This window comes from Pseudomonas sp. efr-133-TYG-23 (assembly GCF_030209215.1).
GTDB lineage: Bacteria > Pseudomonadota > Gammaproteobacteria > Pseudomonadales > Pseudomonadaceae > Aquipseudomonas > Aquipseudomonas rhodesiae.
Genome location: NZ_JARVSL010000040.1, coordinates 14382 through 38220 on the forward strand (window position 1 = coordinate 14382; position 23839 = coordinate 38220).

Below are 23839 nucleotides of genomic sequence, written 5' to 3' on the forward strand. Positions count from 1 at the left end.
TCACTCAGACGACATCCACCCCCACGTGAATCGCGTCATGCCGCCAAAACTCCAGATCGCAGTCGATCAGGCGCTGGTGCTGGTCATAGTTGACCCGAGCAATGCGCAGGCCGGGGCTGCCCACCGAGACGCGCAACGCAGCGGCCGCCTCCACGGGCAGTGAGGTCGGAACGATCTCGAAACGCACCCGCCCGTAATGCACGTCGTACTTGCGTGCGTACAGCTCAGTCATCGACTGGGTCAAATCACACGCCAGGATTCCGGGAAAATACTGCGGGTTCAGGTAGTGCTCTACATACAACACCAAGCGCCCATCGATCCGCCGGCCCCGGCAAATCTGGATCACGCTGGACAACGCCGGCAACTGCAGCCAGGCGCACACCGCCGCCGAGGCCGGTTGCAAGCGTGCGCTGAGTACTTCGGTGGACGCCACCCGGCCCTGGTCACTGACCATCGCGTGAAAGTGGCTGCGCTGCATCAGGTTGTAGGCCAGTCGCGGCGGCGATACAAACCAGCCACGGCGTTCCTCGCGATAGATCTGCCCTTGAGCCTCCAGTTGTAACAAGGCTTCCCGCACGGTTATGCGAGTGGTACCAAACAACTCGCTGAGCTTGCGTTCGGCAGGCAATTTGTGGCCGGGGGGCAATAGACCGTGATCGATCTGCTCCTGCAGCGCCAGGCCGATGGAAGTCACCGCCTTGATTGCTTCATCACGCATCAACGTTACCTATCTGGACTAGACCAGCACCGTTCAGGTGCATAAAGCGCTCGATAAATGGGCCCTTGTTACTGCGTGTCAGCCTAGGCATTACAAATGACCGAGAGATGACAGCACCTGCCGGAGTGGCACACCACACTCTGCAATACATCGGCCAAGTCCAGGCAATGCGGGCCCATGGGCATGGTCTACGCTAAGTTTGCGCTGACCGACATCAGCGCTTTAAAAACGACATCGACATGAAACTGTCATCCATCGAGCCTAGATTGGCTCAGGTATTGCTGACCTAGACCAAACCACCGCAATCGTTCGTAAAAACGCAGCGTTGTTAACGCCCATAGGAGCTTCGGATGAAACAGCTTTTCCTGGCATCACTGTTAGGCTCGACCATTGCCATGTGCACCGCCGCCATGGCTGCCGATACCGATCTAAAAACCCTGGAAGCCGCCGCGAAAGCGGAAGGCGCCGTCAACAGCGTCGGCATGCCCGATGACTGGGCCAACTGGAAAGGCACCTGGGACGATCTGGCCAAGACCTACGGCCTCAAGCACATCGACACCGACATGAGTTCCGCCCAGGAAATCGCCAAGTTCAAAGCCGAGAAGGACAACGCCAGCGCCGATATCGGCGACGTCGGCGCTGCCTTCGGCCCGATTGCGGTGAAGCAGGAAGTGACCCAGCCTTACAAACCGTCCACCTGGGCACAGGTGCCGGATTGGGCAAAAGACAAGGACGGCCACTGGGCGCTGGCGTACACCGGCACTATCGCGTTTATCGTCAACAAAAAGCTGCTGCACGGCTCTGAAGTCCCCCACAGCTGGGCCGACCTGCTAACCGGCAAGTACAAGGTTTCCGTGGGTGACGTCAGCACAGCGGCACAGGCGGCCAACGGCGTATTGGCAGCAGCCATCGCCAACAAAGGCGACGAGAAGAACATTGCCCCCGGCCTGCAGTTTTTCACCAAGATCGCCCAGCAAGGGCGCCTCTCACTGTCCAACCCGACCATCGCCACCATGGAAAAAGGCGAAGTCGAAGTGGGCATCGTCTGGGACTTCAACGGCCTGAGCTACAAAGCCAAAATGGCCAACCCGGATGACTACGTGGTGCTGATCCCATCGGACGGCTCGGTGAAATCCGGCTACACCACCATCATCAACAAATACGCCAAGCACCCGAACGCGGCCAAGCTGACCCGCGAGTACATCTTCAGCGATGCCGGCCAGCTCAACCTGGCCCGTGGCAATGCGCGCCCGATCCGTGCCGAAACCGACCTGAAACTGCCGGCCGATATCGCCAAGAACCTGATCCCGGGCGAGCAGTACACCAAGGCCAACCCACAGCCGATCAAGGACGCCGATGCCTGGGAAAAAACGTCCAAGAAGTTGCCTCAGCTGTGGGACGAGCAGGTCATCGTAGAGATGAAATAAGCCTGTCGCCCACATTGGAAATCCACTGGAGATCCAATATGAGAGGGGGCTAGCCCCCTCCCATACTTTTGACCTCGTTCCTCCTGAGGAATTGAGTCAAGTCTATTGCTGCGGAGCGCTCTCCCCCATGAAGCACAACGTCATCCTTGTCGTGCTCGACGGCCTGAATTTCGAGGTTGCAAGGCACGCCATGGGACATTTGCAAGCGTATGTCAGCGCAGGACGCGCAGCCCTCTACAAACTGGATTGTGAACTGCCCGCGCTGTCCCGCCCGTTGTACGAATGCATCCTCACCGGCGTACCGCCGATCCAGAGCGGTATCGTCCACAACAACGTCTCGCGCCTGTCCAACCAGCGCAGCATGTTCCATTACGCCACCGCCGCCGGCCTTAGTACCGCAGCGGCGGCTTATCACTGGGTCAGCGAGCTGTACAACCGCACGCCGTTCATGCCCGCGCGGGACCGTCATACCCACGACCCGGCGCTGGCGATCCAACACGGGCATTTCTACTGGAATGACCACTACCCGGACTCCCACCTGTTCGCCGATGCCGAAAGCTTGCGGCTCAAGCACACGCCGAACTTTCTGCTGGTGCACCCGATGAACATCGACGACGCCGGCCACAAACATGGCCTCGACACCGCGCAATATCGCAACAGCGCGCGCTCGGCCGACATCATCCTGGCCGACTACCTGCAAGGCTGGCTCGATGCCGGCTACCAGGTGCTGGTGACCGCCGACCACGGCATGAACAACGACCGCTCCCACAACGGCCTGCTGCCGGAAGAGCGCGAAGTACCACTGTTTGTGCTGGGCGATGCCTTCAGCCTGGATGCCGGCGCAGCGCCGAAACAAACCGAGCTGTGCGGCACTGTCTGCGAACTATTGGGCGTGCCCCACGACAAACCTGTCTGCCGGGAGTTGCTCAAGTGAATGCCATGACCCGCGGCAAATGGCTGGCCCTGCTGTGCCTGATGCCTTTTGCACTGTTCTTTATCGTGTTCGAAATCGCGCCGTTGGTATGGGTGCTGATCAACAGCCTGCAAACCGAAGAGTCCGGCTGGGGCGTGGACAACTTCACGCGGATCTTCAGTTCGAAGTTCTACCTGCAGGCCATCCAGTACAGCCTGGAGATCAGTTTCTACTCCAGCGTGTTCGGGATCATCATTTCCGTGCTGGGCAGCTACTCGTTGCGCCGGGTGGACTCGCCCCTGCGCAATTTCGTCACCGCCTTCGCCAACATGACCAGCAACTTCGCCGGCGTCCCCCTGGCCTTCGCCTTCATCATCCTGTTGGGGTTCAACGGCAGTATCACGATCATGCTCAAGCAGGCGGGCATCATCGAAGACTTCAACCTGTACTCGAAAACCGGGTTGATCATCCTCTATACCTATTTCCAGATTCCCCTCGGCGTGTTGCTGCTCTACCCGGCCTTCGATGCCTTGCGCGAGGACTGGCGTGAGTCGGCAGCGCTGCTGGGCGCCAGTGGCTGGCAGTTCTGGCGACACATTGGCCTGCCGGTGCTCACGCCCGCGCTGCTCGGCACCTTCGTGATCCTGCTGGCCAATGCCCTGGGCGCCTATGCCACGGTGTACGCATTGACCACCGGCAATTTCAACGTCTTGCCAATCCGCATCGCCGCGATGGTGTCCGGGGATATCTCCCTGGACCCGAACATGGCCAGCGCCCTCGCCGTGGTACTGGTGGCGTTGATGACCGTGATCACCGTGGTCCATCAATTGCTGCTCAAGAGGAGCTACCATGTCTCGCGCTGAAGCCGGCCCGGCCTCCCTCTACCATCGCGTGATGGTGTACCTGCTGTTTGCCATTCTGGTACTGCCGTTGGTGGGCACGTTTGTCTATTCGATTGCCAGCAGTTGGTCGGCGACCATTCTGCCGGCCGGATTTACCGTTAAATGGTATGTGCAGCTGTGGAGCGACCCGCGCTTTCTGATGGCCTTCGGCCAATCATTGGTAGTGTGCGTGGGCGCGCTGATCCTGTCGGTGGTGTTGATCCTGCCGCTGCTGTTCGTGGTGCATTACCACTTTCCCAAACTCGACGCGCTGATGAATATCCTGATCCTGCTGCCGTTTGCGGTGCCGCCGGTGGTGTCGTCGGTAGGCTTGCTGCAGCTTTACGGCTCCGGGCCGATGGCGATGGTGGGCACGCCGTGGATCCTGATCGGCTGCTACTTCACGGTCGCGCTGCCGTTTATGTATCGGGCGATCACCAACAACCTGCAGGCCATCAACCTGCGCGACCTGATGGACGCCTCGCAACTGCTCGGCGCCAGCACCTGGCAAGCCGCGATCCTGGTGGTGCTGCCCAACCTGCGCAAAGGACTGATGGTGGCGCTGTTGCTGTCGTTCTCGTTCCTGTTCGGTGAATTCGTGTTCGCCAACATCCTGGTGGGCACCCGCTACGAAACCCTGCAGGTGTACCTCAACAATATGCGCAACAGCAGCGGCCACTTCACCAGTGCCGTGGTCATTTCCTACTTCTTCTTTGTGCTGGTACTGACCTGGGCCGCCACCTTCTTGAACAAGGACAAAAGCCAATGAGCTTCGTCAGCGTGCAACACCTGCAGAAAAGCTACGCCGGCACGCCGGTGTTCAGCGACATCAATTGCGAAATCGCCAAGGGCGAATTCGTCACCCTGCTCGGCCCGTCCGGTTGCGGCAAATCGACCCTGCTGCGCTGCATCGCCGGCCTGACCGCCGTGGACAGCGGGCAAATCCTGCTGGATGGCCAGGACATCGTTCCGCTGAGCCCACAGAAGCGCCACATCGGCATGGTGTTCCAGAGCTATGCGCTGTTCCCCAACATGACCGTCGAGCAAAACGTCGCGTTTGGCCTGCGCATGCAAAAGGTCAACGCCGCTGACAGCCACAAGCGCGTGCAGGAAGTACTGCAACTGGTGGAACTCAAAGACCTGGCCGGCCGGTATCCGCACCAAATGTCCGGCGGCCAGTGCCAGCGTGTCGCCCTGGCCCGCTCTCTGGTGACCCGCCCACGCCTGTTGCTGCTGGATGAACCGCTGTCGGCGCTTGATGCCCGGATTCGCAAGCACCTGCGCGAACAGATCCGCGAGATTCAGCGCGAGCTGGGGCTGACCACGATTTTCGTGACCCATGACCAGGAGGAAGCGCTGACCATGTCCGACCGCATCTTCCTGATGAACCAGGGCAAGATCGTGCAGAGCGGCGATGCGGAGACGCTCTATACGGCGCCAGTGGACGTATTCGCCGCCGGTTTTATCGGCAACTACAACCTGCTGGACGCCGACAAGGCTAGCCGCTTGCTGCAACGCCCGATCAGCGGCCGCATTGCGATTCGCCCGGAATCCATCGAACTGAGCCGCAGCGGCGAACTCGACGCACTGGTGCGCAGCCACAGTCTGCTGGGCAACGTGATCCGCTATCGTATCGAAGCCCGCGGCGTAGAGCTGGTGGTGGATGTGCTCAACCGTTCGGCGCAGGATCTGCACCCTGACGGCCAGCGCCTGGCACTTTCCATCGACCCCAGCGCGCTATGTGAAGTAGCCTGAGCAGTGATTCATTGAGAGAGCGTAACGGATGGCATTGGTAATTTTTGATTTGGACGACACCCTGATCCACGGCGACTGCGCCACCTTATGGAGCGAGCAGATGGGCCGTCTGGGCTGGGTCGACCCCGAGTCGTTCATGCGCAGGAACAACGAACTGATGGACGCCTACAGCCAGGGCAAACTGGCGATGGAAGACTTTATGGACTTCAGCCTGGAGCCGATGATCGGCCGCACGCCGGAGGAAATCGAGCACTTGGTGGAGCCGTGGGTCGAAGACGTGATCGAACCGCTGATCTACAGCGACGCCACCAAAACCATTGCCCGCCACCGAGCTCAGGGCGACCGGATTCTGGTGATCTCCGCGTCGGGCACGCATTTGGTCAAGCCGATTGCCGCGCGCATCGGTATCGATGAGGTGCTTGGCATCGAGCTGGATGTCAGCCATGGCGTTTACAGCGGCAAAACCGTAGGGGTCCTCACCTACCGTGAGGGTAAGATCACGCGCTTGCTGGACTGGTTGGCGCAGGAAGAGCAAACCTTGGACGGCGCGTACTTCTATTCGGATTCGCGCAATGACTTGCCCTTGCTGTTGAAGGTCGATCATCCCCAGGTGGTGAACCCCGACCCAGTGTTAAGGGCCCATGCCGAACAGGCGGGTTGGCCGATTCATCATTGGGATTGATGCGTGTGGAACGCGCGCCGATCGAAGTGCAAGCGTCACTGTCAGTCAATGGCAAAAAGAGCCGGCCATGCTGTCATGAATCGGCGCGATAAAGGTTCTAAGTCATCATTGAAATGCGAAAAGAGCCTACATCGTATGTAGGACTCGAGACGCCAAGCACATCACATGATCTTCAACGCCTTGCAATGCTTTCACAGTGCCTCCATAGTGAGTCTGGACTGAGCCCGTAGCAGTAGCGTCGGGCTTTTTGCATTATGCGACCGGCCCACACGGAACCGGCGACTTCAAAGACGGCCTAATATGCGTTATCAATTGCCCCCGCGTCGAACCAGCATGAAGCATCTGTTCCCCAGCACCGCCCTCGCTCTTTTCATTGGTCTCGGCTTTGCGTCGATGTCGACCCATACGTTCGCAGCCAACAGCTGGGACAACCTTCAGCCGGATCGCGATGAGGTGATCGCCAGCCTTAACGTCGTCGAGTTGCTCAAGCGCCATCACTACAGCAAGCCGCCGCTGGACGACGCGCGCTCGGTGATCATCTACGACAGCTACCTCAAGCTGCTGGATCCGTCGCGCAGCTACTTCCTGGCCAGCGATATCGCTGAGTTCGACAAGTGGAAGACCCAGTTCGACGACTTCCTCAAGAGCGGCGACCTGCAACCCGGTTTCACCATCTACAAGCGCTACCTGGACCGCGTCAAAGCGCGTCTGGACTTCGCGCTGGCTGAACTGGACAAAGGCGTCGACAAACTTGACTTCACCCAGAAAGAAACTCTTCTGGTAGACCGCAAGGACGCCCCTTGGCTGACCAGCACCGCTGCCCTCGACGATCTGTGGCGCAAACGCGTCAAAGACGAAGTGCTGCGCCTGAAGATTGCCGGCAAAGAGCCCAAGGCCATCCAAGAGCTGTTGACCAAGCGTTACAAGAATCAGCTGGCGCGTCTGGATCAGACCCGCGCCGAAGATATCTTCCAGGCGTACATCAACACCTTCGCGATGTCCTACGACCCGCACACCAATTATCTGTCGCCAGATAACGCGGAAAATTTCGATATCAATATGAGTCTGTCGTTGGAAGGCATCGGTGCCGTCCTGCAAAGCGACAACGACCAAGTCAAGATCGTGCGTCTGGTGCCAGCAGGTCCGGCCGACAAGACCAAGCAGGTCGCACCGGCCGACAAGATCATCGGCGTGGCCCAGGCAGACAAAGAGATGGTCGATGTCGTCGGCTGGCGCCTGGACGAAGTGGTCAAGCTGATCCGTGGTCCGAAAGGCAGCGTGGTGCGCCTGGAAGTGATTCCACACACCAATGCCCCCAACGACCAGACCAGCAAGATTGTGTCGATCACCCGTGAAGCGGTGAAGCTCGAAGACCAGGCCGTGCAGAAGAAAGTCCTTAACCTCAAGCAAGATGGCAAGGATTACAAACTGGGCGTCATTGAGATCCCGGCTTTCTACCTGGACTTCAAAGCCTTCCGTGCTGGCGACCCGAACTACAAGAGCACCACCCGCGACGTTAAGAAAATCCTGACAGAATTGCAGAAGGAAAAAGTCGACGGCGTGGTCATCGACCTGCGCAACAACGGCGGCGGTTCCTTGCAAGAAGCCACCGAGCTGACCAGCCTGTTTATCGACAAAGGCCCGACCGTGTTGGTACGCAACGCCGACGGCCGTGTCGACGTGCTGGAAGACGAAAACCCCGGCGCGTTCTACAAAGGGCCGATGGCGTTGTTGGTCAACCGCCTCTCGGCGTCGGCTTCGGAGATTTTCGCCGGTGCCATGCAGGACTATCACCGCGCGTTGATCATCGGTGGCCAGACCTTCGGCAAAGGCACCGTGCAGACCATCCAGCCGCTCAACCATGGCGAGCTGAAGCTGACATTGGCCAAGTTCTACCGGGTGTCCGGGCAGAGCACCCAGCATCAGGGCGTGCTGCCGGATATCGATTTCCCATCGGTCATCGATACCAAGGAAATCGGCGAAAGCGCTCTACCGGAAGCCATGCCGTGGGACACCATCCGCCCGGCGATCAAACCGGCGTCCGATCCGTTCAAGCCGTTCCTGGCGCAGCTCAAGGCTGATCACGACACCCGCTCCGCCAAGGACGCCGAGTTCGTGTTTATCCGCGACAAGCTGGCCCTGGCCAAGAAGTTGATGGAAGAAAAAACCGTCAGCCTCAACGAAGCGGACCGCCGCGCTCAGCATACCGATATCGAAAACAAGCAACTTGTACTGGAAAACATCCGCCGTAAAGCCAAGGGTGAAGATCCGCTCAAAGAGCTGAAGAAAGAAGACGAGGACGCCTTGCCAACCGAGGCGGATAAAACCAAGCCTGAAGATGACGCTTACCTGGCCGAAACGGGCCGGATCCTGTTGGACTACCTCAAGATCAGCAAGCAGGTAGCCAAGCAGTAAATGATGGCGATTTAATGTGAACGCTCTCCGGAGTGTCATCAAATAGACATCATTCTGTCGTGAAATAAAGGACCCCAGGCATCATGCCTGGGGTCCTTTTTTTTCGATCGAGATCGCCATGACCATGACCGAACAGCTGAACGCATTGGGCTCAATCCTGGCTCAAGGCAGTTTGCACAGCCTGTTCCAGCCGATCCTCTGCTTATCCGAACGCCGTATTCTGGGCTACGAAGCGCTCAGCCGCGGCCCCTCCAACAGCCCCCTGCACTCCCCCATCGCACTGTTCGCCGTGGCCAGCCAAGCTGGACGCCTGAGCGACCTGGAAATGGCATGTCGCGAAAGTGCCTGCCGACGCTTCAGCGAACAGCAACTGCCGGGCAAGCTGTTCCTCAACATCTCGCCGGAATCCTTGATGGAAACGGCGCACCAGCCGGGCCGCACCCTGCAATTGCTGCACGACTTCGGTATTCCGCCGAGCCAGGTGGTGATCGAACTCACCGAGCAAACCCCCACTGACGATTTCGATCTACTGCAGACCGCCCTGCACCACTATCGCAACATGGGTTTTTCCATTGCCCTGGATGATCTGGGCGCCGGGTATTCCAGCCTGCGCCTGTGGTCGGAACTGCGTCCCGACTACGTGAAAATCGATCGACACTTTATCGACGGCATCCACCAGGATGCGCTCAAGCGTGAGTTTGTCGGCTCGATCCTGCAAATCGCCAGGGCATCACGCGCGCAAGTGATCGCCGAAGGTATCGAGTTGCCGGAAGAGCTGGCGGTATTGACGGAAATGGGCGTCGACCTGGTCCAGGGCTATCTGCTCTGTCGGCCACAGGAACAGCCACCGCAGGAAGCGCGGTTGATGCTGCCCAAACCTGAGAGCGCCAACGTGTCCCTCAACGAAGAAGGCAGCGACCTCAGTGCCCTGCTGAGCGAACAACCAGCGGTGGATCAAGACACCGCCACCGCCCAGGTCCTGGAGGCCTTTCGCCGCCAGGCCAATCTCAATTCACTGGCGGTGCTCGATGGCCGCGGCCATCCGGTGGGCATCGTGCACCGGCATTCGTTGTCCGACGCGCTGCTCAAGCCGTTCGCTACCGATCTGTTTGCGCGCAAGCCCATCAGCCGCCTGATGAGTAGCGACTTCCTGGCGGTGGAACTGAGCCAATCACTGCAACAGGTCAGCCGTCTGCTGACCAGCCGTGCACGGCAGCGGATCGAGGAAGATTTCATCATCACGCTCAATGGCGACTACCTGGGCCTGGGCCGAGTGATCGACGTGCTGAAGTTGATCACCGAGCTGAAAATCCAACAGGCGCGCTACGCTAATCCACTGACATTGCTGCCGGGCAACGTGCCGATTCAGCAATGCCTCACGCGACTGTTACAACAGCAACGGGAGTCGGTGATCTGTTACGTGGACATCGACAGCTTCAAGCCCTTCAACGATATCTATGGCTACGGACGGGGGGATGAGGTGTTGCTGTGCCTGGCACAGTGCCTGAACGACCGGGTCGACCCAAGCCGCGACTTCGTCGGGCATATCGGCGGCGATGATTTTTTGCTGGTGCTGGGGCCGCAGGATTGGCGCAAGCGGCTCAACCAGTTGCTGGATGATTTTCACACCCAATGCCGGCGCTTCTACCGCGCCGAACACCTGGATGCCGGCTGCTTCGTCGCATTGAACCGCCAGGGTGTGCGCCAGGAGTTTGCCCTGCTTTCGCTGTCGATCGGCGTTGTCCATCTACATCCACAGGCCTGTGAACAGCTCGACGCCAGCCAGTTGGCAGAGCTGGCGTCGCAGGCCAAGCATCATGCCAAGGACATGGAGGGCTATAGCGTCCATGTGATCAACAGCATGGACATGCTCTCGCCAGCGCTTTAAGCCTCGGCGGATTCCGGATACTCGTATTCGAACACCCGTACCACTTCGGAAGCATGCCAGGAGGCAGCGGCCACACCGTCGGACGGTCCGCTGAAACGTCCCAGACGCTCCACGCATTCAAAAAAACCAGTACGCGGCAGGCGACTGGCGCCCTGGCTGATCACCAAGGAGCTACGCAGCGGCTGATCGGCCTTGGCATCTAAGGCCGCCAGGTGCTCCAGGGCGGCGGCCAAGGTCTGCATGGCCGGTGAGGGAAACTGCAAACGCTCCAGCAGCGCCCGATACGTCAGTAGATGGCGCTGGCGGCGCGCCTGGTCCAGCTCGTTGAGCAACCCATCCCAGTGTTGACGGCTGATACGTAGGCTCAAGATTCATCCCTCCAACCTGCCACACCCAATTCCCAGGCCAGGCTGCGGCGGATCGCAGCATCCGGCTGACGCTCGCCACTCTCGATCAATCCAAGATACGAGGGGCTGATACCCACGGTGCGGGCCAGCACTTCAATAGCAAGGCCCTTGGCTTCACGCAGGCCGCGCAGGTCGGCGAGCGGACGCAGATCCTGATCGACCGTGCTCTGGGCAGGAGAGGAAACAACTGACGGAGGCTGTTGCTGACCGGCCGCTTTAAGCAGCGCCTGGTACTGCTCCCATGGCAACACCGCGTATTCGGGTGCGCCGTCGCGTGAAATTATCTGAATATCCATGACTGCCCCGTAGGATAACAACACTTACAACGTAAGCACTTTCCTTAGGAGTGTAATCCTAACAGCCATAGAGGTCGCAGGGGGATAGCGATGCCATCAGTTTTTTTGCGGGTTTTCCTGGGCGAGCAGCGCCGGTGTGGCAGGCAGGCGCTCGACTACGGCGAGCTTCTCCGGGCGCTGCGCCTCACGCCAAGCGCGGAAGGCGTTAAGTTCGCCGTCCAGCGTCTTCAGGATCCATGCTAGTACGGCGATATCATCGAACATACCAAACATGGGGATAAAGTCCGGGATCGCGTCGACCGGGCTCAGAAAGTACATCAGCCCCGCCACGATCGAGATCAGTGCCTTGGGGCTGATGGCGCGGTATTCGCCGCGCCAGTAAGCCAGGCAAAGGGCCTGAAGCAGCTTGAGGTCATCTTTGAGTTTGCCCAGGCGGCCGCCTTGGCTGGAACCCTTGGCAGCGACGGCAAACAACAGGGTCGGCAAGCGCCCACGCCCCAGCAAGCGTGCCGCCATGGGCAGAAAGCGGGTGAAATTGAAGGGTGGTTTCATCGGTCACTCCAGTTCCAGCCTACGCACAAGGTTATCCACACAAATTGTGGATAACCTTGTGAACAGAGCCTGTTTTGCGGCCTGAAAGCCACGGGTTACAAGGCTTGCAGTCAGATCGGGCGTTTTTTGCGCACCTCAAAAAAACCCAAGATTTCATTGACTTGGCGTTGCTGTGCGGTTACCCGTGCTCGAGTGTTATATCAGACTGTTACAGGTTGCGGACGTTCGTTTGGATGTACGCGAACCGCAGAAACAACAACGCCCCGTCGAGACGGGGCGTTGTGTGTTCAGGCGCCGATTACTTCTTGGCGGCCGGTGCGGCAGGGGCTTCAGCCTTGGCTGGGTCCTTGATGCCCAGCAGCTCCAGGTCAAATACCAGCACGGAGTTGGCTGGAATCGCCGGGCTCGGGCTCTGAGCGCCGTAGGCCAGGTCGGACGGGATATACAGCTCGACCTTTTCGCCAACGTGCATCAGTTGCAGGCCTTCGACCCAACCCGGAATCACGCCGCTAACCGGCAGGTCAATCGGGCTGCCGCGATCCACGGAGCTGTCAAAAGTGGTGCCGTTGGTGAGTTTACCGGTGTAATGCACGGTCACCACGTCGGTTGGCTTAGGCTGCGGGCCGTCGGCCTTCTTCACGATTTTGTACTGCAGGCCGGACGCAGTGGTCACGACGCCGTCTTTCTTGGCATTGTCTTCGAGGAATTTCTTGCCGGCGGCTGCCGACTCTTCGCTCATCTTAGCCATGCGTTCTTCAGCACGTTTTTGCAGTGCGGCGAACGCTTCAACCAGTTCGTCGTCTTTGAGCTTCTGCTCTTTCTTGCCGACGGCATCTTCGATGCCTTGGGCTACTGCTTTTGAATCCAGATCATCCATGCCTTCCTGGGCAAGGCTTTTGCCCATGTTCAGGCCGATGCCGTAGGAAGCTTTTTGCGCCGGGGTTTTCAGCTCTACGCTGGTCTGCGAATCACAACCCGCAAGTACCAGGCTAACCAGGGCCACCGCCGCCGCCAACCGATGCTGTTTCATGCTATTTCCTTGTTCATGCGCCAATAGGGCATTTGAATAAAGTCGCGAGCTTATCAGGCGGCCACGACCAATGGCTACCGGCATGTGAGCAGGAAACTTCCGATAAGTTCACGTGTTTAAAAGCATTTTCATTCATTATGAGGGCCCGCGACGGACTGCGGGACCGCCTTTATCCAGGCTCATGGCCACTTGCCGCACCTCTGGCGTAGTGGCATAACAACGCAACCCCTCGACAAGGATAGTTATCTTGCGCATTTTTTCCCGTATTTTGCTGCTGATCGGGCTCGTGCTGGGTCTAATTCTGGCTGTAGTGATCTATTACACCGCCAATCCCAAGCTGCCGGACCCTGTGCCGGTGAAGCAGGTGCATTACCAAGACCAATGGAGCGCCGCCGACCGCCAGACCTACTACTTCACGCCTCAGGGCACCCAGGTAAAAGGCCTGCATTACGATTGGTTCACCGCCCTGGAATTGCCGTTCTCCGAGCGACGTTTCGCCACACCAGAATACCTGGCGCGCTTCGGCTTTCTGGTCGACCCCAAGCAAGTACCCTCCGCACAAAACCCCGGCAACCTGCCGGTGGGGTTCGCCCGTCATAAAGATGCCGACAGCAAGGTTGAATACCTGGATATCACCTGCGCCGCGTGCCATACCGGCGAGTTGCATTTCCAAGGCCAGGCGCTGCGTATCGACGGCGGCTCAGCCCAACACGTTTTGCCATCTAGCGTACCCACCCTGCGCGGCGGCAGCTTCGGCCAGGCCCTCGTCGCCAGCCTGGCGGCAACCTATTACAACCCCTGGAAATTCGAGCGCTTCGCCCGTCAGGTGCTGGGGGATCGATATGAAACCGACCGCAGCCAACTGCGTCAGGACTTCAAACAGTCGCTGAATCAATTTCTCAAAGTAGCCTGGAACGATACCCACCGCGGCCTCTATCCCACCGAAGAGGGCCCCGGTCGCACCGACGCCTTTGGGCGCATCGCCAACGCCAGCTTTGGCGATGGGATTTCGCCGGACAACTACCGCGTCGCCAATGCCCCCGTGGACTACCCGCAGCTGTGGGATATCTGGACCTTCGACTGGGTGCAATGGAACGGCTCGGCGCAACAACCCATGGCACGCAACATCGGCGAAGCCCTGGGCGTCGGCGCGACCCTGACCTTCTTCGACAGCGCCGGTCAACCCCTGCAAGGCGAGGCGCGCTACCCTTCCAGCGTACGGGTGCGCGACCTCAACCTGATTGAAGAAACCCTGCAACGCCTCAAACCGCCCACCTGGCCGGAAGACCTGTTCGGCGCCGTTGACAAGCCTCTGGCCGCCCAAGGTCGCGCGCTGTTCGCCGAAAACTGCGCAGGCTGCCACGTACCGAATGTGACCGAGGAAAATGGTCGGCCAGTGCAGCACTTGAAAATGCTGCCGGTTGAGTACATCGGCACCGACCCCGGTACCGCCAGCAACATTGCCGATCAACGTTACGACCTCAGCGCCCTGCAATGGGACCCGGCCGAACTGGCCCGACTGAATGTCGAACTGCACCCCACCCCGACCGAACCGCTGGACCTGAAGAAAATGTCGGTGGCCAAGGGCCTGGCCTACGTCACCGCCTTCGTTGAAGACCACGCCTACCGCGCCGCCGGCGTGACTCCGGCCGAGCGCCCACGCCTGGATGGCTATGGCCTGCCGATCGGCGTGCGCGAGTTGCGTGCCTACAAGGCGCGCCCACTGGCCGGCGTGTGGGCCACGCCACCGTTCCTGCACAATGGTTCGGTGCCGACTATTTACCAACTGCTCTCGCCCCAGGATGAGCGCAGCACCACTTTTTATAAGGGCACCTTCGAGTACGATCCGCGCCATTTGGGCTTTGAGACCGCGGCGTTCAAGAATGCCTTCCTGTTCGACACCCGGGTGACGGGTAACCATAACAGCGGCCACGAATTCCGTGCCGGCCAACGAGGCAACGGCGTGATTGGCCGTGGCCTGCTGCCCCAGGAACGCTGGGCGCTGCTGGAATACCTCAAAGTACTGGGCGGCCCTTTGGAGCAACAACTGCCATGATGATTCGATCTCAATATGACCGCCCTTCCCTGTTTGCACGCCTCTGGTTGTGGGTTGGCCGCTTTCTTGGCAAGACGTTGCTCTGGCTGGTAACGCTGGGCCTGATTGGCTGGCTGGCGACCACGGCCTGGTATGCGTGGCAACATAGCGGCCCGGTGTCGGCGGATGAGCAAGTGCCGCCGGGTGAAGCAGCGATGACCCAAGGCATCATCCAGACGGCGGTGCGCATCGTCGATCAGCATCGCGAAGGCACGCGCTACCTGCGCGACGCCCACGCCAAAGCACATGGCTGCGTGAAGGCCGAAGTCAGTGTATTGAGCGATCTGGACCCTGCGCTGCGCCAGGGCGTGTTCGCCGAACCCGGTAAGACCTGGCAGGCCAGCATGCGGCTGTCAAACGGCAATGCCTACCCACAGTTCGACAGCATCCGCGACGCGCGGGGCATGGCGCTCAAGTTACTCGACGTACCGGGCAAACAACTGCTGGCGGACCAACAAAGCCGTACCGAACAAGACTTTGTGATGTTCAGCCATCCCAACTTTTTCGTCAGCGACGTCGCGGAGTACGCCCAGAACATCGGCGCCCAGGCGGACGGCAAGAAAGTGCTGGCGTTCTTTCCCAAGATCGACCCACGCACATGGCAAGTGCGCCATCTGTTTATCGCCCTGGCAACTCTGGCGCCGGCACCGGCCAGCCCGACGCAGACTACCTACTTTTCGGTATCGCCCTACAAGTTCGGCGCGGCCAATGCCAAATTCCGCGTAGCGCCCGCCCCACAGAACTGCCCGGAGTACGTGCTGCCCAAACAGAACCAGGACCTGCCGAACTTCTTGCGCAGTGCCTTGAGCCAGCAGCTGTCGACAGATCGTGTACCGGCGTGCTTCGTCTTGCAGATCCAGCGGCAGAATCCGCAGAAGTTCATGCCCATCGAAGACACCAGCATCGAGTGGAAAGAGAGCGACGCGCCCTATGAAACCGTAGCCACCGTCCGGATTCCCGCTCAGGACTTCGACACCCCGGCGCAAAACCTGGCGTGCGACAACCAATCGTTCAACCCCTGGTTTGGCGTCGCGGAGCACCGCCCCATCGGCGGTATCAACCGCCTGCGCAAGGCGGTGTATGAAGCAGTCAGCGACTACCGCCATAGCCGCAACGCACCGTAAAGAGTACGTAATAAAGGGCCCGACGCTGTAAGGATTGCGTCGGGTCTATTGAGGAGTTTTCGCCATGCACTTAGCGTGATTTCCTATCCCATCATTTAGGAAATCACTGTGGAAAGCTCAACCCTCGGCATGATCGTACTGACCCTTATCGCGGTTTTCGGCACGGCCTCGTTTTGCTTCGAGCACCTGGCTATCCGTCAGCCGCGCAAGGAAAAGCGGGCTAACCAAATCCCAGGCACAAAAAAGCCCGCTCAATGAGCGGGCTTCTTGTGGTGACCTGGCGTTCAGTGGTCCAGGTTACCGAATATGGCGCAGCGGACGGGACTCGAACCCGCGACCCCCGGCGTGACAGGCCGGTATTCTAACCGACTGAACTACCGCTGCGCGTAACACTTGAAGCGAATGGTGGGTGATGACGGGATCGAACCGCCGACCCTCTGCTTGTAAGGCAGATGCTCTCCCAGCTGAGCTAATCACCCTTCACTTTCGGTGTGGGCGGCATCATACAGCAAAATTTCGCAATGTCTTGATTTAAATGCACTTTATTTAAAAATTTTTCTTATGACCGGAAAAGGCCCGTAAAAACAGGCTCCACTCCCCTTCAAACGCGAGTCTATTGCGTTTACCTGCTGCTTGGCCGCACAATTAAAAACCATTCTCAATAACGCCTGAGTCACGCCTATGTCTGTGGGTGAACCGCCATTCCAACGGGAAATTTCCCAGCTCTACAGCGAGCATCATGGCTGGCTGCTCACTTGGCTGCGACGCAAACTGCGCTGCCGGCATCATGCGGCCGACCTGGCCCAGGATACGTTTGCACGCATCCTAAACGCGCGCGAATCCGTGGCCGGCATTCGCGAACCCCGGGCTTATCTGAGCACCACTGCCCGGCGCCTGATCATTGACCAGACGCGGCGCCGACAGATTGAACAAGCCTACCTGCAGGAATTGGCCCTCACGGTGGACGCATTGGAGGGGTTTCAATCCCCGGAGCAGATCCACACCACCCTTGAAGCCCTTGAACAGATCGCGTTTATCCTGGAAGGCATGCACGAATACGCACGCCAGGCATTCGTGCTGTATTACCTGGAAGAAATGACCCAGCAGCAAATCGCTCGCCAGCTCAAATTGTCGGAACGCACTGTACGCAAATATCTGATCCAGGCGCTCATGCACTGCGGCCATAGCATGGATACTTGATAAAGCATGTCGGATAGCCACCCAGAGATCGAAGAGCAAGCCGCCGAATGGCTCCTGCACCTGCATGAAGGCGAACTGAATGAGCCCCAGCGCCAGGCGTTCGAACGCTGGAAACAGCAAAGCCCGCATCACGCTGCGGCCGCCGCTCGAATGGAAGTAGTCATTGCCCGCATGCAGGCCCTGCGCGGCAAAAAAAACCTAGCCAAGGCGGCGCTGAACGCGGCTTTCGCGCAGCCTAGAAACCGCCGTAGCAAGAACGCCGTGCGCGCATTGGTATTGGCGTGCAGCCTGGCGATTCCAACAACCGCATTGCTTGTCAGCCCTTACCCCCAGCAATGGATGGCCGATGTACGCAACGGTCCGGGCCAATGGAAAACCCTGCAATTGGCAGATGGTTCGACGCTGGCCTTCAACGGCGTCAGCGCGGCGAACCTGCATTTCGATGGCAAGCAGCGCCGTATCGATTTGCTGCAAGGCGAAATCCTGGTGGAAGTGGCCCACGACAGCACGCGGCCGTTTGTCGTGCAGACACCTCAAGGCACATTGCGCGCGCGGGGCACACGGTTCGTGGTCAAGCGAGACGGTGATGTCACCGTGCTGAGCATGCTCGAATCCCGCGTAGCCGCACACAGTGCCGATGGCGAGCAGACGCTGGAGGTCGACGCAGGCTCGCAGGCCCTGATGCGCTCGAATGACGTCCGCCTGAGCGGCACGGTCGACCCGGCCAGCATCAACGAGGCGTGGCGCCGTCATCAATTGGTGGTCGAGAATCGGCCATTGCCCGAGGTGCTGGACGAAATCGCCCGGCATCGCGCCGGCCGTGTGCAATTCGATCGCCATGCGCTCCAAGGCATACGAGTATCTGCCGTCATACCGCTGGATGACAGCGACCATGCCTTGCAACTGTTGGCGCAAACACTGCCGATACGGGCCCAGGCTTTCACCCCTTGGCTGATCGTCGTCACACCCGCAATGCCGCCCAATGAATAATTATTCGCATTTGCTTCCGGTTTTTGTGAAGCTGCCCGTCAAGGAAGGTAATTCAGCACATAAAGGACTACCTTCACCATGCCTACCCCCTCCCCCGCGGGCAGACGTTTTCGACTCCTGAAAAGCGCGCCACTGTCGCTGGCGCTGATCACCACCATCACATTAAATATGAGTCTGGCCCATGCAGACGTCGCCAGCATCACCACTCGGACTTACGACATTCCAGCCGGGCCGCTAGGCAGCTCGCTCAATCGGTTTGCCCAGCAGGCGGGCGTCGCCATCGTGTTCCAGTCCCACGAACTGGAAGGCCTTCAAGGGCAAGGTCTGAAAGGCCCCTACGGCATCCAGGACGGTTTCGACAGTTTGCTGCAAGGCAGCGGCTACCGTGCGGTAAAAGGCGATCAAGTCTATGCGCTGGAACCCGCGCCCGTCAGCGGCGGCGGCACCATGGAGCTGAGCCCGACCCAAGTCAGCGGTAACCAGCTCGGTAACGTCACCGAGGGCACCGGATCCTACACGCCCGGCACAATCGCGACCTCGACACGGCTGGTGCTGACGCCCAAGGAAACGCCGCAATCGGTCTCGGTAGTCACCCGCCAGCACATGGATGATTTCGGCCTGACCAACGTCGACGATGTGATGCGCCATACACCCGGCATCACTGTGTCAGCCTTCGACACCGAGCGTACCAACTACTATGCCCGGGGTTTTTCCATCAACAACTTCCAGTACGACGGCATTCCGTCCACGGCGCGCAATGTCGCTTACTCAGCGGGCAACACCCTGAGCGACATGGCGATCTACGATCGCGTCGAAGTGCTCAAGGGTGCCACCGGCCTACTCACTGGCGCAGGCTCGCTGGGGGCGACAATTAACCTGGTGCGTAAGAAACCTACCGCAGACTTTCAAGGACACGCCACCCTCGGCGCCGGCTCCTGGGACAACTACCGCAGCGAGCTGGATGTCAGCGGTCCGCTGACCGAAAGTGGCAACGTGCGCGGCAGAGCCGTGGCGGCGTACCAGGACAAGCATTCGTTCATGGACCACTACTCGCGCCAGAGTCCCACGTACTACGGCATCATGGAGTTCGATCTGTCACCCGACACCCTGCTGACCGTAGGCGGCGACTATCAGGACACGCTGCCAAAGGGTTCTTCATGGTCGGGCAGTTTTCCGCTGATCAACGCCAAAGGCGATCACAATAGCGTCAAGCGCTCGTTCAACAACGCCGCCGACTGGAGCAGTTGGGAGCAATACACGCGCACCGTATTTGCCGTGCTTGAGCACGATCTGGGTGATGGATGGGTGACCAAGCTGCAATTGGATCACAAGATCAACGGCTACCACGCGTTGATGGGTTCGATCCAAGGCGACCAGCCTCAACCGGATGGCACCGCGCAACTCACGTCGGGCAAGTACACCGGGGAAACTGTCAGCGATTCCGCCGATCTATACGTGAGCGGCCCGTTCAGCCTGGGAGGTCGAGAACATGAACTGGTGCTGGGCGGCTCCATCAGCGCCTCCGAATGGAAAGGTAAAGGCTACTGGAATCTCTCGCCGAATATCGTCGATTTCAATAACTGGCACGGGCACGCCGCCATACCGGATTGGGGTCAGGCACAATCGCTGACCGATGACACCGTGCGCCAGACAGGCGCTTATGTCACCACGCGCCTGAACCTTGCCGACGACCTCAAGCTGCTGCTGGGCGGACGCGTGGTCAACTACCAGGTCACAGGCTACAACCCCAATTACCGTGAGTCTGGACGTTTCGTACCTTACGTCGGTGCCGTGTACGACCTTAACGACACGTACTCGGTGTACGCCAGCTACACCGATATCTTCATGCCGCAGGAGAATTACAACCGCGACCGCGACAACAAGCTGCTTGAGCCCGACGAAGGCCAGAACTGGGAGCTGGGCCTGAAAGCCGACTTCCTCGACGGTCGCGTGAACGCCAGTGCAGCCTACTTTGAAATCCATGAATCCAATCGCGCGCTTTCGGATGACGAGTACAACAACCAAACGCCAATCCCAAACAACTACGCCTACAAAAGCAGCAAGGCCGTTACCAAAGGTTATGAGTTGGAGATGTCCGGCGAGATTGCTCCCGGCTGGCAACTTCAGGCCGGCTACACCCACAAGATAGTGCGCGACGACAAGGACGAAAAAATCTCCACCTTCGAGCCTGAAGATCAGGTCAAGCTGTACACCACCTACCAACTCAAGGGCCAATTGGACAAGTTGACCGTCGGCGGTGGCGTACGCTGGCAGAGCGTTGGCTGGCAGGACATCTACAACAACCCGCATAAGCAATACGAAGAGTTCTCCCAGGACGCTTATTGGCTGGTGGATGTGATGACCAAGTATCAGGTCACTAAGAATCTGTCGGCCACACTGAACGTCAACAACCTGTTCGACAAGCACTACTACACCAATATCGGCTTCTATAACTCCGCCGCTTACGGCGAGCCGCGCAATTTTATGGTGACCACGCGCTGGGATTTCTAGAGCCCCAATAAAAAACGCCGCTGATCAAACCTGATCGGCGGCGTTTTTCAGTTTATGCAAAGTCCAGACAGTAAAAAGCCCGCTCAATGAGCGGGCTTTCTGTGGTGACCTGGCGTTCAGTGTTCCAGGTTACCGAATATGGCGCAGCGGACGGGACTCGAACCCGCGACCCCCGGCGTGACAGGCCGGTATTCTAACCGACTGAACTACCGCTGCGCGTAACACTTGAAGCGAATGGTGGGTGATGACGGGATCGAACCGCCGACCCTCTGCTTGTAAGGCAGATGCTCTCCCAGCTGAGCTAATCACCCTTCGTTTCGGTGTGGCGCGCATTCTACGGAGCGCCCCCAAGTCTGGCAAGCACTTTCTTAAATCTTTTTTTTGATAGCTTCCAATGGCTTAGGCAGGGTTGGCCTGGCGCGATATGAAGAGAATAATGCCCCCCTTTGTATAAAGGAGAGACTCACCCCATGTGGTTCAAGAACCTGCTTATCTATCGCCTGACCCAAGATCTGCCTGTTGATGCCGAGGCGTTGGAAGCGGCCATGGCCACCAAGCTGGCGCGCCCATGTGCAAGCCAGGAGTTGACCACTTACGGTTTTGTCGCCCCGTTCGGCAAAGGTGAAGATGCGCCCCTGGTGCACGTCAGCGGTGACTTCCTGCTGATCGCCGCGCGCAAGGAAGAACGCATTCTGCCGGGCAGCGTGGTGCGTGACGCACTCAAGGAGAAAGTCGAAGAGATCGAGGCCGAGCAGATGCGCAAGGTCTATAAGAAAGAACGCGACCAGATCAAGGATGAGATCATCCAGGCCTTCCTGCCCCGCGCATTTATTCGTCGCTCGTCGACCTTTGCCGCCATCGCGCCGAAACAAGGTCTGATCCTGGTGAACTCGGCCAGCCCCAAGCGCGCCGAAGATCTGCTCTCCACCCTGCGTGAAGTGATCGGCACCCTGCCGGTACGTCCGCTGACGGTGAAAACCGCACCGACCGCCATCATGACCGACTGGGTCACCACCCAGAAACCGGCCGATGACTTCTTCGTCCTCGACGAGTGCGAGCTGCGCGACACTCACGAAGACGGCGGCATCGTGCGTTGCAAGCGTCAGGACCTGACCAGCGAAGAAATCCAGCTTCATCTGACCACCGGCAAAGTCGTGACTCAGTTGGCCCTGGCCTGGCAAGACAAATTGTCCTTCATGCTCGACGACAAAATGACCGTCAAGCGCCTGAAGTTCGAAGACCTGCTGCAGGATCAGGCGGAACAGGACGGCGGCGACGAAGCCCTGGGCCAGTTGGATGCCAGCTTTACCCTGATGATGCTGACATTCGGCGACTTCCTGCCGGCGCTGATCGAAGCACTGGGCGGAGAAGAGACCCCGCAGGGCATCTAAGCCGTGTGAGGATCGGGAGGCGTTAGGGGCCCGTGTTCTGGATTGCGCTGTGTCGGTCAACTTATTCATTGGCTGACACAGTGCGATCACGGGCAAGCCCCCTCACACATTTGACCGCATCAACCCTTCAAAAAAAGACCAACGAAAAAGGACATTCCCATGCGCGCCCTCGCCAGCCTGAGCCGCTTCGTCGGCAATACCTTCGCCTATTGGGTGTTGATTTTCGCCGTTGTGGCGTTCTTCGAACCGTCCTGGTTCATTGGCCTGAAAAGCGCCATCGTGCCGTTACTGGGGCTGGTGATGTTCGGTATGGGGCTGACCCTGAAGCTGGATGACTTCGCTGAAGTCGCCCGGCACCCATGGCGCGTGGCGCTGGGCGTGGTGGCGCACTTTGTGATCATGCCCGGCGTGGCCTGGTTGTTGTGCCAGGTGTTTCATCTGCCGCCGGAAATTGCCGTCGGCGTGATCCTGGTGGGCTGCTGCCCAAGCGGTACCTCGTCCAACGTCATGACTTGGCTGGCCCGTGGCGATCTGGCGTTGTCGGTGGCCATCGCCGCCGTCACCACCCTCCTCGCTCCGCTGCTGACGCCGGCGCTGATCTGGTTACTGGCGTCAGCCTGGTTGCCGGTGTCATTCATGGAGCTGTTCTGGTCGATCCTGCAAGTGGTGCTGCTGCCGATCGTGCTCGGCGTGGTGGCGCAACGCGTGCTTGGTGAGCGCGTGCGCCATGCGGTGGAGGTATTGCCGCTGGTGTCGGTGATCAGCATCGTGACGATCGTCGCGGCGGTGGTTGCGGCGAGCCAGGCCAAGATTGCCGAGTCGGGCCTGTTGATCATGGCGGTGGTGATGCTGCATAACAGCTTCGGCTACTTGCTGGGTTACTTCACCGGTCGCCTGTTCAAACTGCCCTTGGCACAACGCAAATCCCTGGCACTGGAGGTGGGCATGCAAAACTCCGGGCTAGGCGCCGCGCTGGCCAGCGCGCACTTCTCGCCACTGGCGGCGGTGCCGAGCGCGCTGTTCAGCGTCTGGCACAATATTTCCGGGGCATTGCTGTCGACTTACTTCCGCCGGATGAGCGAAGCGCAAGACCGTCTCCCACTGGAGAGCACCCCGCCAACTTGATCGCGTGATCGATGTTCGGCACTCTAACGCCCTTCGCGGGGACGACCCCGCGACGCTTCCAAGCGCCGATTCCGGGGACGACCCCATCCACAGAAGGGGTTACCCATGTCTTGGATCATTTTGTTTTTTGCCGGGTTGTTCGAAGTGGGCTGGGCCGTCGGCTTGAAGTACACCGATGGTTTCAGTAAGCCACTGCCCACCGTCCTGACGCTTGCCGCCATGGCCGTGAGCCTTGGCCTGCTGGGGCTGGCCGTGAAAGAGCTGCCGCTGGGTACTGCCTATGCCGTATGGACGGGCGTGGGTGCCGTAGGGACGGTGATCGCCGGGATTATCCTGTTTGGCGAATCCATGGCGTTGTTCCGGCTGGCCAGCGTGGCATTGATCATCTTCGGGTTGATTGGTCTCAAGCTCAGCACCTAGGTCGCCAGCGCTTACCGTC

21 protein-coding genes and 4 tRNA genes are annotated in these 23839 nt (G+C 59.2%); 16 read left to right on the forward strand and 9 right to left on the reverse strand.

The window, feature by feature from the left end; translation table 11 throughout:
- Positions 1 to 4: 4 nt before the first annotated feature.
- Positions 5 to 718, reverse strand: coding sequence for a UTRA domain-containing protein (locus tag QRN41_RS23800; protein ID WP_034112756.1), 714 nt, complete (start codon positions 716 to 718; stop codon positions 5 to 7).
- Between the two features lie 350 nt (positions 719 to 1068).
- Between QRN41_RS23800 and QRN41_RS23805 the strand changes: the two genes are divergently transcribed.
- The 8 genes from QRN41_RS23805 (at position 1069) to QRN41_RS23840 (ending at position 10679) form a co-directional block, all read left to right on the forward strand.
- On the forward strand, positions 1069 to 2145 hold the full coding sequence (locus QRN41_RS23805; protein ID WP_285422196.1) for an ABC transporter substrate-binding protein: 1077 nt from the start codon (positions 1069 to 1071) through the stop codon (positions 2143 to 2145).
- Positions 2146 to 2272: 127 nt separating this feature from the next.
- Positions 2273 to 3079 carry an alkaline phosphatase family protein gene (locus QRN41_RS23810; protein WP_285422197.1) on the forward strand — a complete coding sequence of 269 codons (807 nt, stop codon included), beginning with the start codon at positions 2273 to 2275 and terminating at the stop codon, positions 3077 to 3079.
- A 5-nt stretch (positions 3080 to 3084) separates the two neighbouring features.
- On the forward strand, positions 3085 to 3921 hold the full coding sequence (locus QRN41_RS23815) for an ABC transporter permease (RefSeq protein ID WP_162276720.1): 837 nt from the start codon (positions 3085 to 3087) through the stop codon (positions 3919 to 3921).
- Positions 3908 to 4708 carry an ABC transporter permease gene (locus tag QRN41_RS23820; protein ID WP_034137642.1) on the forward strand — a complete coding sequence of 267 codons (801 nt, stop codon included), beginning with the start codon at positions 3908 to 3910 and terminating at the stop codon, positions 4706 to 4708. The genes QRN41_RS23815 and QRN41_RS23820 overlap by 14 nt, the downstream gene beginning before the upstream one ends.
- The gene (locus tag QRN41_RS23825; protein WP_034137641.1) at positions 4705 to 5694 is read left to right on the forward strand and encodes an ABC transporter ATP-binding protein; all 990 of its coding nucleotides are present in this window, start codon (positions 4705 to 4707) and stop codon (positions 5692 to 5694) included. The genes QRN41_RS23820 and QRN41_RS23825 overlap by 4 nt, the downstream gene beginning before the upstream one ends.
- Before the next feature lie 28 nt (positions 5695 to 5722).
- Positions 5723 to 6376 (forward strand): HAD family hydrolase, encoded by a 654-nt coding sequence (locus QRN41_RS23830; RefSeq protein ID WP_034137640.1) that lies wholly within the window; start codon positions 5723 to 5725, stop codon positions 6374 to 6376.
- A 333-nt stretch (positions 6377 to 6709) separates the two neighbouring features.
- Positions 6710 to 8791, forward strand: a complete 2082-nt coding sequence (locus tag QRN41_RS23835) for a carboxy terminal-processing peptidase (protein WP_173603440.1) — start codon at positions 6710 to 6712, stop codon at positions 8789 to 8791.
- Positions 8792 to 8909: 118 nt separating this feature from the next.
- Positions 8910 to 10679 (forward strand): bifunctional diguanylate cyclase/phosphodiesterase, encoded by a 1770-nt coding sequence (locus QRN41_RS23840; protein WP_167418350.1) that lies wholly within the window; start codon positions 8910 to 8912, stop codon positions 10677 to 10679.
- Here the strand turns inward: QRN41_RS23840 and QRN41_RS23845 are convergent.
- The 4 genes from QRN41_RS23845 to bamJ all read right to left on the reverse strand — a co-directional run bounded on the left by QRN41_RS23845 (position 10676) and on the right by bamJ (position 12964).
- Positions 10676 to 11047, reverse strand: coding sequence for a hypothetical protein (locus tag QRN41_RS23845; RefSeq protein WP_034096729.1), 372 nt, complete (start codon positions 11045 to 11047; stop codon positions 10676 to 10678). The two genes, QRN41_RS23840 and QRN41_RS23845, sit on opposite strands and share 4 nt — an antisense overlap.
- The gene (locus tag QRN41_RS23850; RefSeq protein WP_094066258.1) at positions 11044 to 11382 is read right to left on the reverse strand and encodes a helix-turn-helix domain-containing protein; all 339 of its coding nucleotides are present in this window, start codon (positions 11380 to 11382) and stop codon (positions 11044 to 11046) included. The genes QRN41_RS23845 and QRN41_RS23850 overlap by 4 nt, the downstream gene beginning before the upstream one ends.
- A gap of 96 nt (positions 11383 to 11478) precedes the next feature.
- Positions 11479 to 11934, reverse strand: a complete 456-nt coding sequence (locus QRN41_RS23855) for a YkvA family protein (RefSeq protein ID WP_167418349.1) — start codon at positions 11932 to 11934, stop codon at positions 11479 to 11481.
- A 298-nt stretch (positions 11935 to 12232) separates the two neighbouring features.
- The gene (gene bamJ / locus QRN41_RS23860; RefSeq protein ID WP_034137636.1) at positions 12233 to 12964 is read right to left on the reverse strand and encodes a BamJ family beta-barrel-assembly machinery protein; all 732 of its coding nucleotides are present in this window, start codon (positions 12962 to 12964) and stop codon (positions 12233 to 12235) included.
- A gap of 247 nt (positions 12965 to 13211) precedes the next feature.
- Between bamJ and QRN41_RS23865 the strand changes: the two genes are divergently transcribed.
- Together QRN41_RS23865 and QRN41_RS23870 are read left to right on the forward strand one after the other, a co-directional pair.
- Positions 13212 to 15020, forward strand: coding sequence for a di-heme-cytochrome C peroxidase (locus QRN41_RS23865; RefSeq protein WP_167418348.1), 1809 nt, complete (start codon positions 13212 to 13214; stop codon positions 15018 to 15020).
- Entirely contained in the window at positions 15017 to 16183 is a 1167-nt protein-coding gene (locus QRN41_RS23870) for a catalase family protein (protein WP_034137634.1), read from the forward strand. Before QRN41_RS23865 ends, QRN41_RS23870 begins: the two co-directional genes overlap by 4 nt.
- Positions 16184 to 16490: 307 nt before the next feature.
- Here the strand turns inward: QRN41_RS23870 and QRN41_RS23875 are convergent.
- Together QRN41_RS23875 and QRN41_RS23880 are read right to left on the reverse strand one after the other, a co-directional pair.
- Positions 16491 to 16567: transfer RNA gene (locus tag QRN41_RS23875), tRNA-Asp, on the reverse strand.
- Positions 16568 to 16586: 19 nt separating this feature from the next.
- Positions 16587 to 16662: transfer RNA gene (locus tag QRN41_RS23880), tRNA-Val, on the reverse strand.
- Between the two features lie 202 nt (positions 16663 to 16864).
- Here QRN41_RS23880 and QRN41_RS23885 point away from each other — a divergent pair.
- The 3 genes from QRN41_RS23885 (at position 16865) to QRN41_RS23895 (ending at position 20884) form a co-directional block, all read left to right on the forward strand.
- A complete protein-coding gene (locus QRN41_RS23885) occupies positions 16865 to 17383 on the forward strand; it encodes a sigma-70 family RNA polymerase sigma factor (RefSeq protein WP_034096723.1) in 519 nt (172 codons plus the stop codon).
- A 6-nt stretch (positions 17384 to 17389) separates the two neighbouring features.
- A complete protein-coding gene (locus QRN41_RS23890) occupies positions 17390 to 18373 on the forward strand; it encodes a FecR family protein (protein ID WP_285422198.1) in 984 nt (327 codons plus the stop codon).
- 78 nt (positions 18374 to 18451) lie between these two features.
- Positions 18452 to 20884 (forward strand): TonB-dependent siderophore receptor, encoded by a 2433-nt coding sequence (locus QRN41_RS23895; RefSeq protein WP_167418346.1) that lies wholly within the window; start codon positions 18452 to 18454, stop codon positions 20882 to 20884.
- A 139-nt stretch (positions 20885 to 21023) separates the two neighbouring features.
- Here the strand turns inward: QRN41_RS23895 and QRN41_RS23900 are convergent.
- Positions 21024 to 21100, reverse strand: a tRNA-Asp gene (locus QRN41_RS23900).
- 19 nt (positions 21101 to 21119) lie between these two features.
- A tRNA-Val gene (locus QRN41_RS23905) sits at positions 21120 to 21195 on the reverse strand.
- Positions 21196 to 21354: 159 nt separating this feature from the next.
- On the opposite strand from QRN41_RS23905, the gene rdgC reads away from it, so the two are divergent.
- The 3 genes from rdgC to sugE all read left to right on the forward strand — a co-directional run bounded on the left by rdgC (position 21355) and on the right by sugE (position 23820).
- On the forward strand, positions 21355 to 22275 hold the full coding sequence (rdgC, locus tag QRN41_RS23910) for a recombination-associated protein RdgC (RefSeq protein ID WP_047882847.1): 921 nt from the start codon (positions 21355 to 21357) through the stop codon (positions 22273 to 22275).
- Positions 22276 to 22434: 159 nt separating this feature from the next.
- A complete protein-coding gene (locus QRN41_RS23915; RefSeq protein WP_034112747.1) occupies positions 22435 to 23400 on the forward strand; it encodes a bile acid:sodium symporter family protein in 966 nt (321 codons plus the stop codon).
- Positions 23401 to 23505: 105 nt separating this feature from the next.
- Positions 23506 to 23820, forward strand: a complete 315-nt coding sequence (sugE, locus tag QRN41_RS23920) for a quaternary ammonium compound efflux SMR transporter SugE (protein ID WP_034096718.1) — start codon at positions 23506 to 23508, stop codon at positions 23818 to 23820.
- The last annotated feature ends 19 nt before the right edge of the window (positions 23821 to 23839 follow it).

What these genes read in the sequence shown, in the direction of transcription:
- QRN41_RS23800 (WP_034112756.1), bottom strand. Translation starts at nt 718, where the DNA reads ATGCGTGATGAAGCAATCAAGGCGGTGACTTCCATCGGCCTGGCGCTG.
- QRN41_RS23805 (WP_285422196.1), top strand. Translation starts at nt 1,069, where the DNA reads ATGAAACAGCTTTTCCTGGCATCACTGTTAGGCTCGACCATTGCCATG.
- QRN41_RS23810 (WP_285422197.1), top strand. Translation starts at nt 2,273, where the DNA reads ATGAAGCACAACGTCATCCTTGTCGTGCTCGACGGCCTGAATTTCGAG.
- QRN41_RS23815 (WP_162276720.1), top strand. Translation starts at nt 3,085, where the DNA reads ATGACCCGCGGCAAATGGCTGGCCCTGCTGTGCCTGATGCCTTTTGCA.
- QRN41_RS23820 (WP_034137642.1), top strand. Translation starts at nt 3,908, where the DNA reads ATGTCTCGCGCTGAAGCCGGCCCGGCCTCCCTCTACCATCGCGTGATG.
- QRN41_RS23825 (WP_034137641.1), top strand. Translation starts at nt 4,705, where the DNA reads ATGAGCTTCGTCAGCGTGCAACACCTGCAGAAAAGCTACGCCGGCACG.
- QRN41_RS23830 (WP_034137640.1), top strand. Translation starts at nt 5,723, where the DNA reads ATGGCATTGGTAATTTTTGATTTGGACGACACCCTGATCCACGGCGAC.
- QRN41_RS23835 (WP_173603440.1), top strand. Translation starts at nt 6,710, where the DNA reads ATGAAGCATCTGTTCCCCAGCACCGCCCTCGCTCTTTTCATTGGTCTC.
- QRN41_RS23840 (WP_167418350.1), top strand. Translation starts at nt 8,910, where the DNA reads ATGACCATGACCGAACAGCTGAACGCATTGGGCTCAATCCTGGCTCAA.
- QRN41_RS23850 (WP_094066258.1), bottom strand. Translation starts at nt 11,382, where the DNA reads ATGGATATTCAGATAATTTCACGCGACGGCGCACCCGAATACGCGGTG.
- QRN41_RS23855 (WP_167418349.1), bottom strand. Translation starts at nt 11,934, where the DNA reads ATGAAACCACCCTTCAATTTCACCCGCTTTCTGCCCATGGCGGCACGC.
- bamJ (WP_034137636.1), bottom strand. Translation starts at nt 12,964, where the DNA reads ATGAAACAGCATCGGTTGGCGGCGGCGGTGGCCCTGGTTAGCCTGGTA.
- QRN41_RS23870 (WP_034137634.1), top strand. Translation starts at nt 15,017, where the DNA reads ATGATGATTCGATCTCAATATGACCGCCCTTCCCTGTTTGCACGCCTC.
- QRN41_RS23885 (WP_034096723.1), top strand. Translation starts at nt 16,865, where the DNA reads ATGTCTGTGGGTGAACCGCCATTCCAACGGGAAATTTCCCAGCTCTAC.
- QRN41_RS23890 (WP_285422198.1), top strand. Translation starts at nt 17,390, where the DNA reads ATGTCGGATAGCCACCCAGAGATCGAAGAGCAAGCCGCCGAATGGCTC.
- QRN41_RS23895 (WP_167418346.1), top strand. Translation starts at nt 18,452, where the DNA reads ATGCCTACCCCCTCCCCCGCGGGCAGACGTTTTCGACTCCTGAAAAGC.
- rdgC (WP_047882847.1), top strand. Translation starts at nt 21,355, where the DNA reads ATGTGGTTCAAGAACCTGCTTATCTATCGCCTGACCCAAGATCTGCCT.
- QRN41_RS23915 (WP_034112747.1), top strand. Translation starts at nt 22,435, where the DNA reads ATGCGCGCCCTCGCCAGCCTGAGCCGCTTCGTCGGCAATACCTTCGCC.
- sugE (WP_034096718.1), top strand. Translation starts at nt 23,506, where the DNA reads ATGTCTTGGATCATTTTGTTTTTTGCCGGGTTGTTCGAAGTGGGCTGG.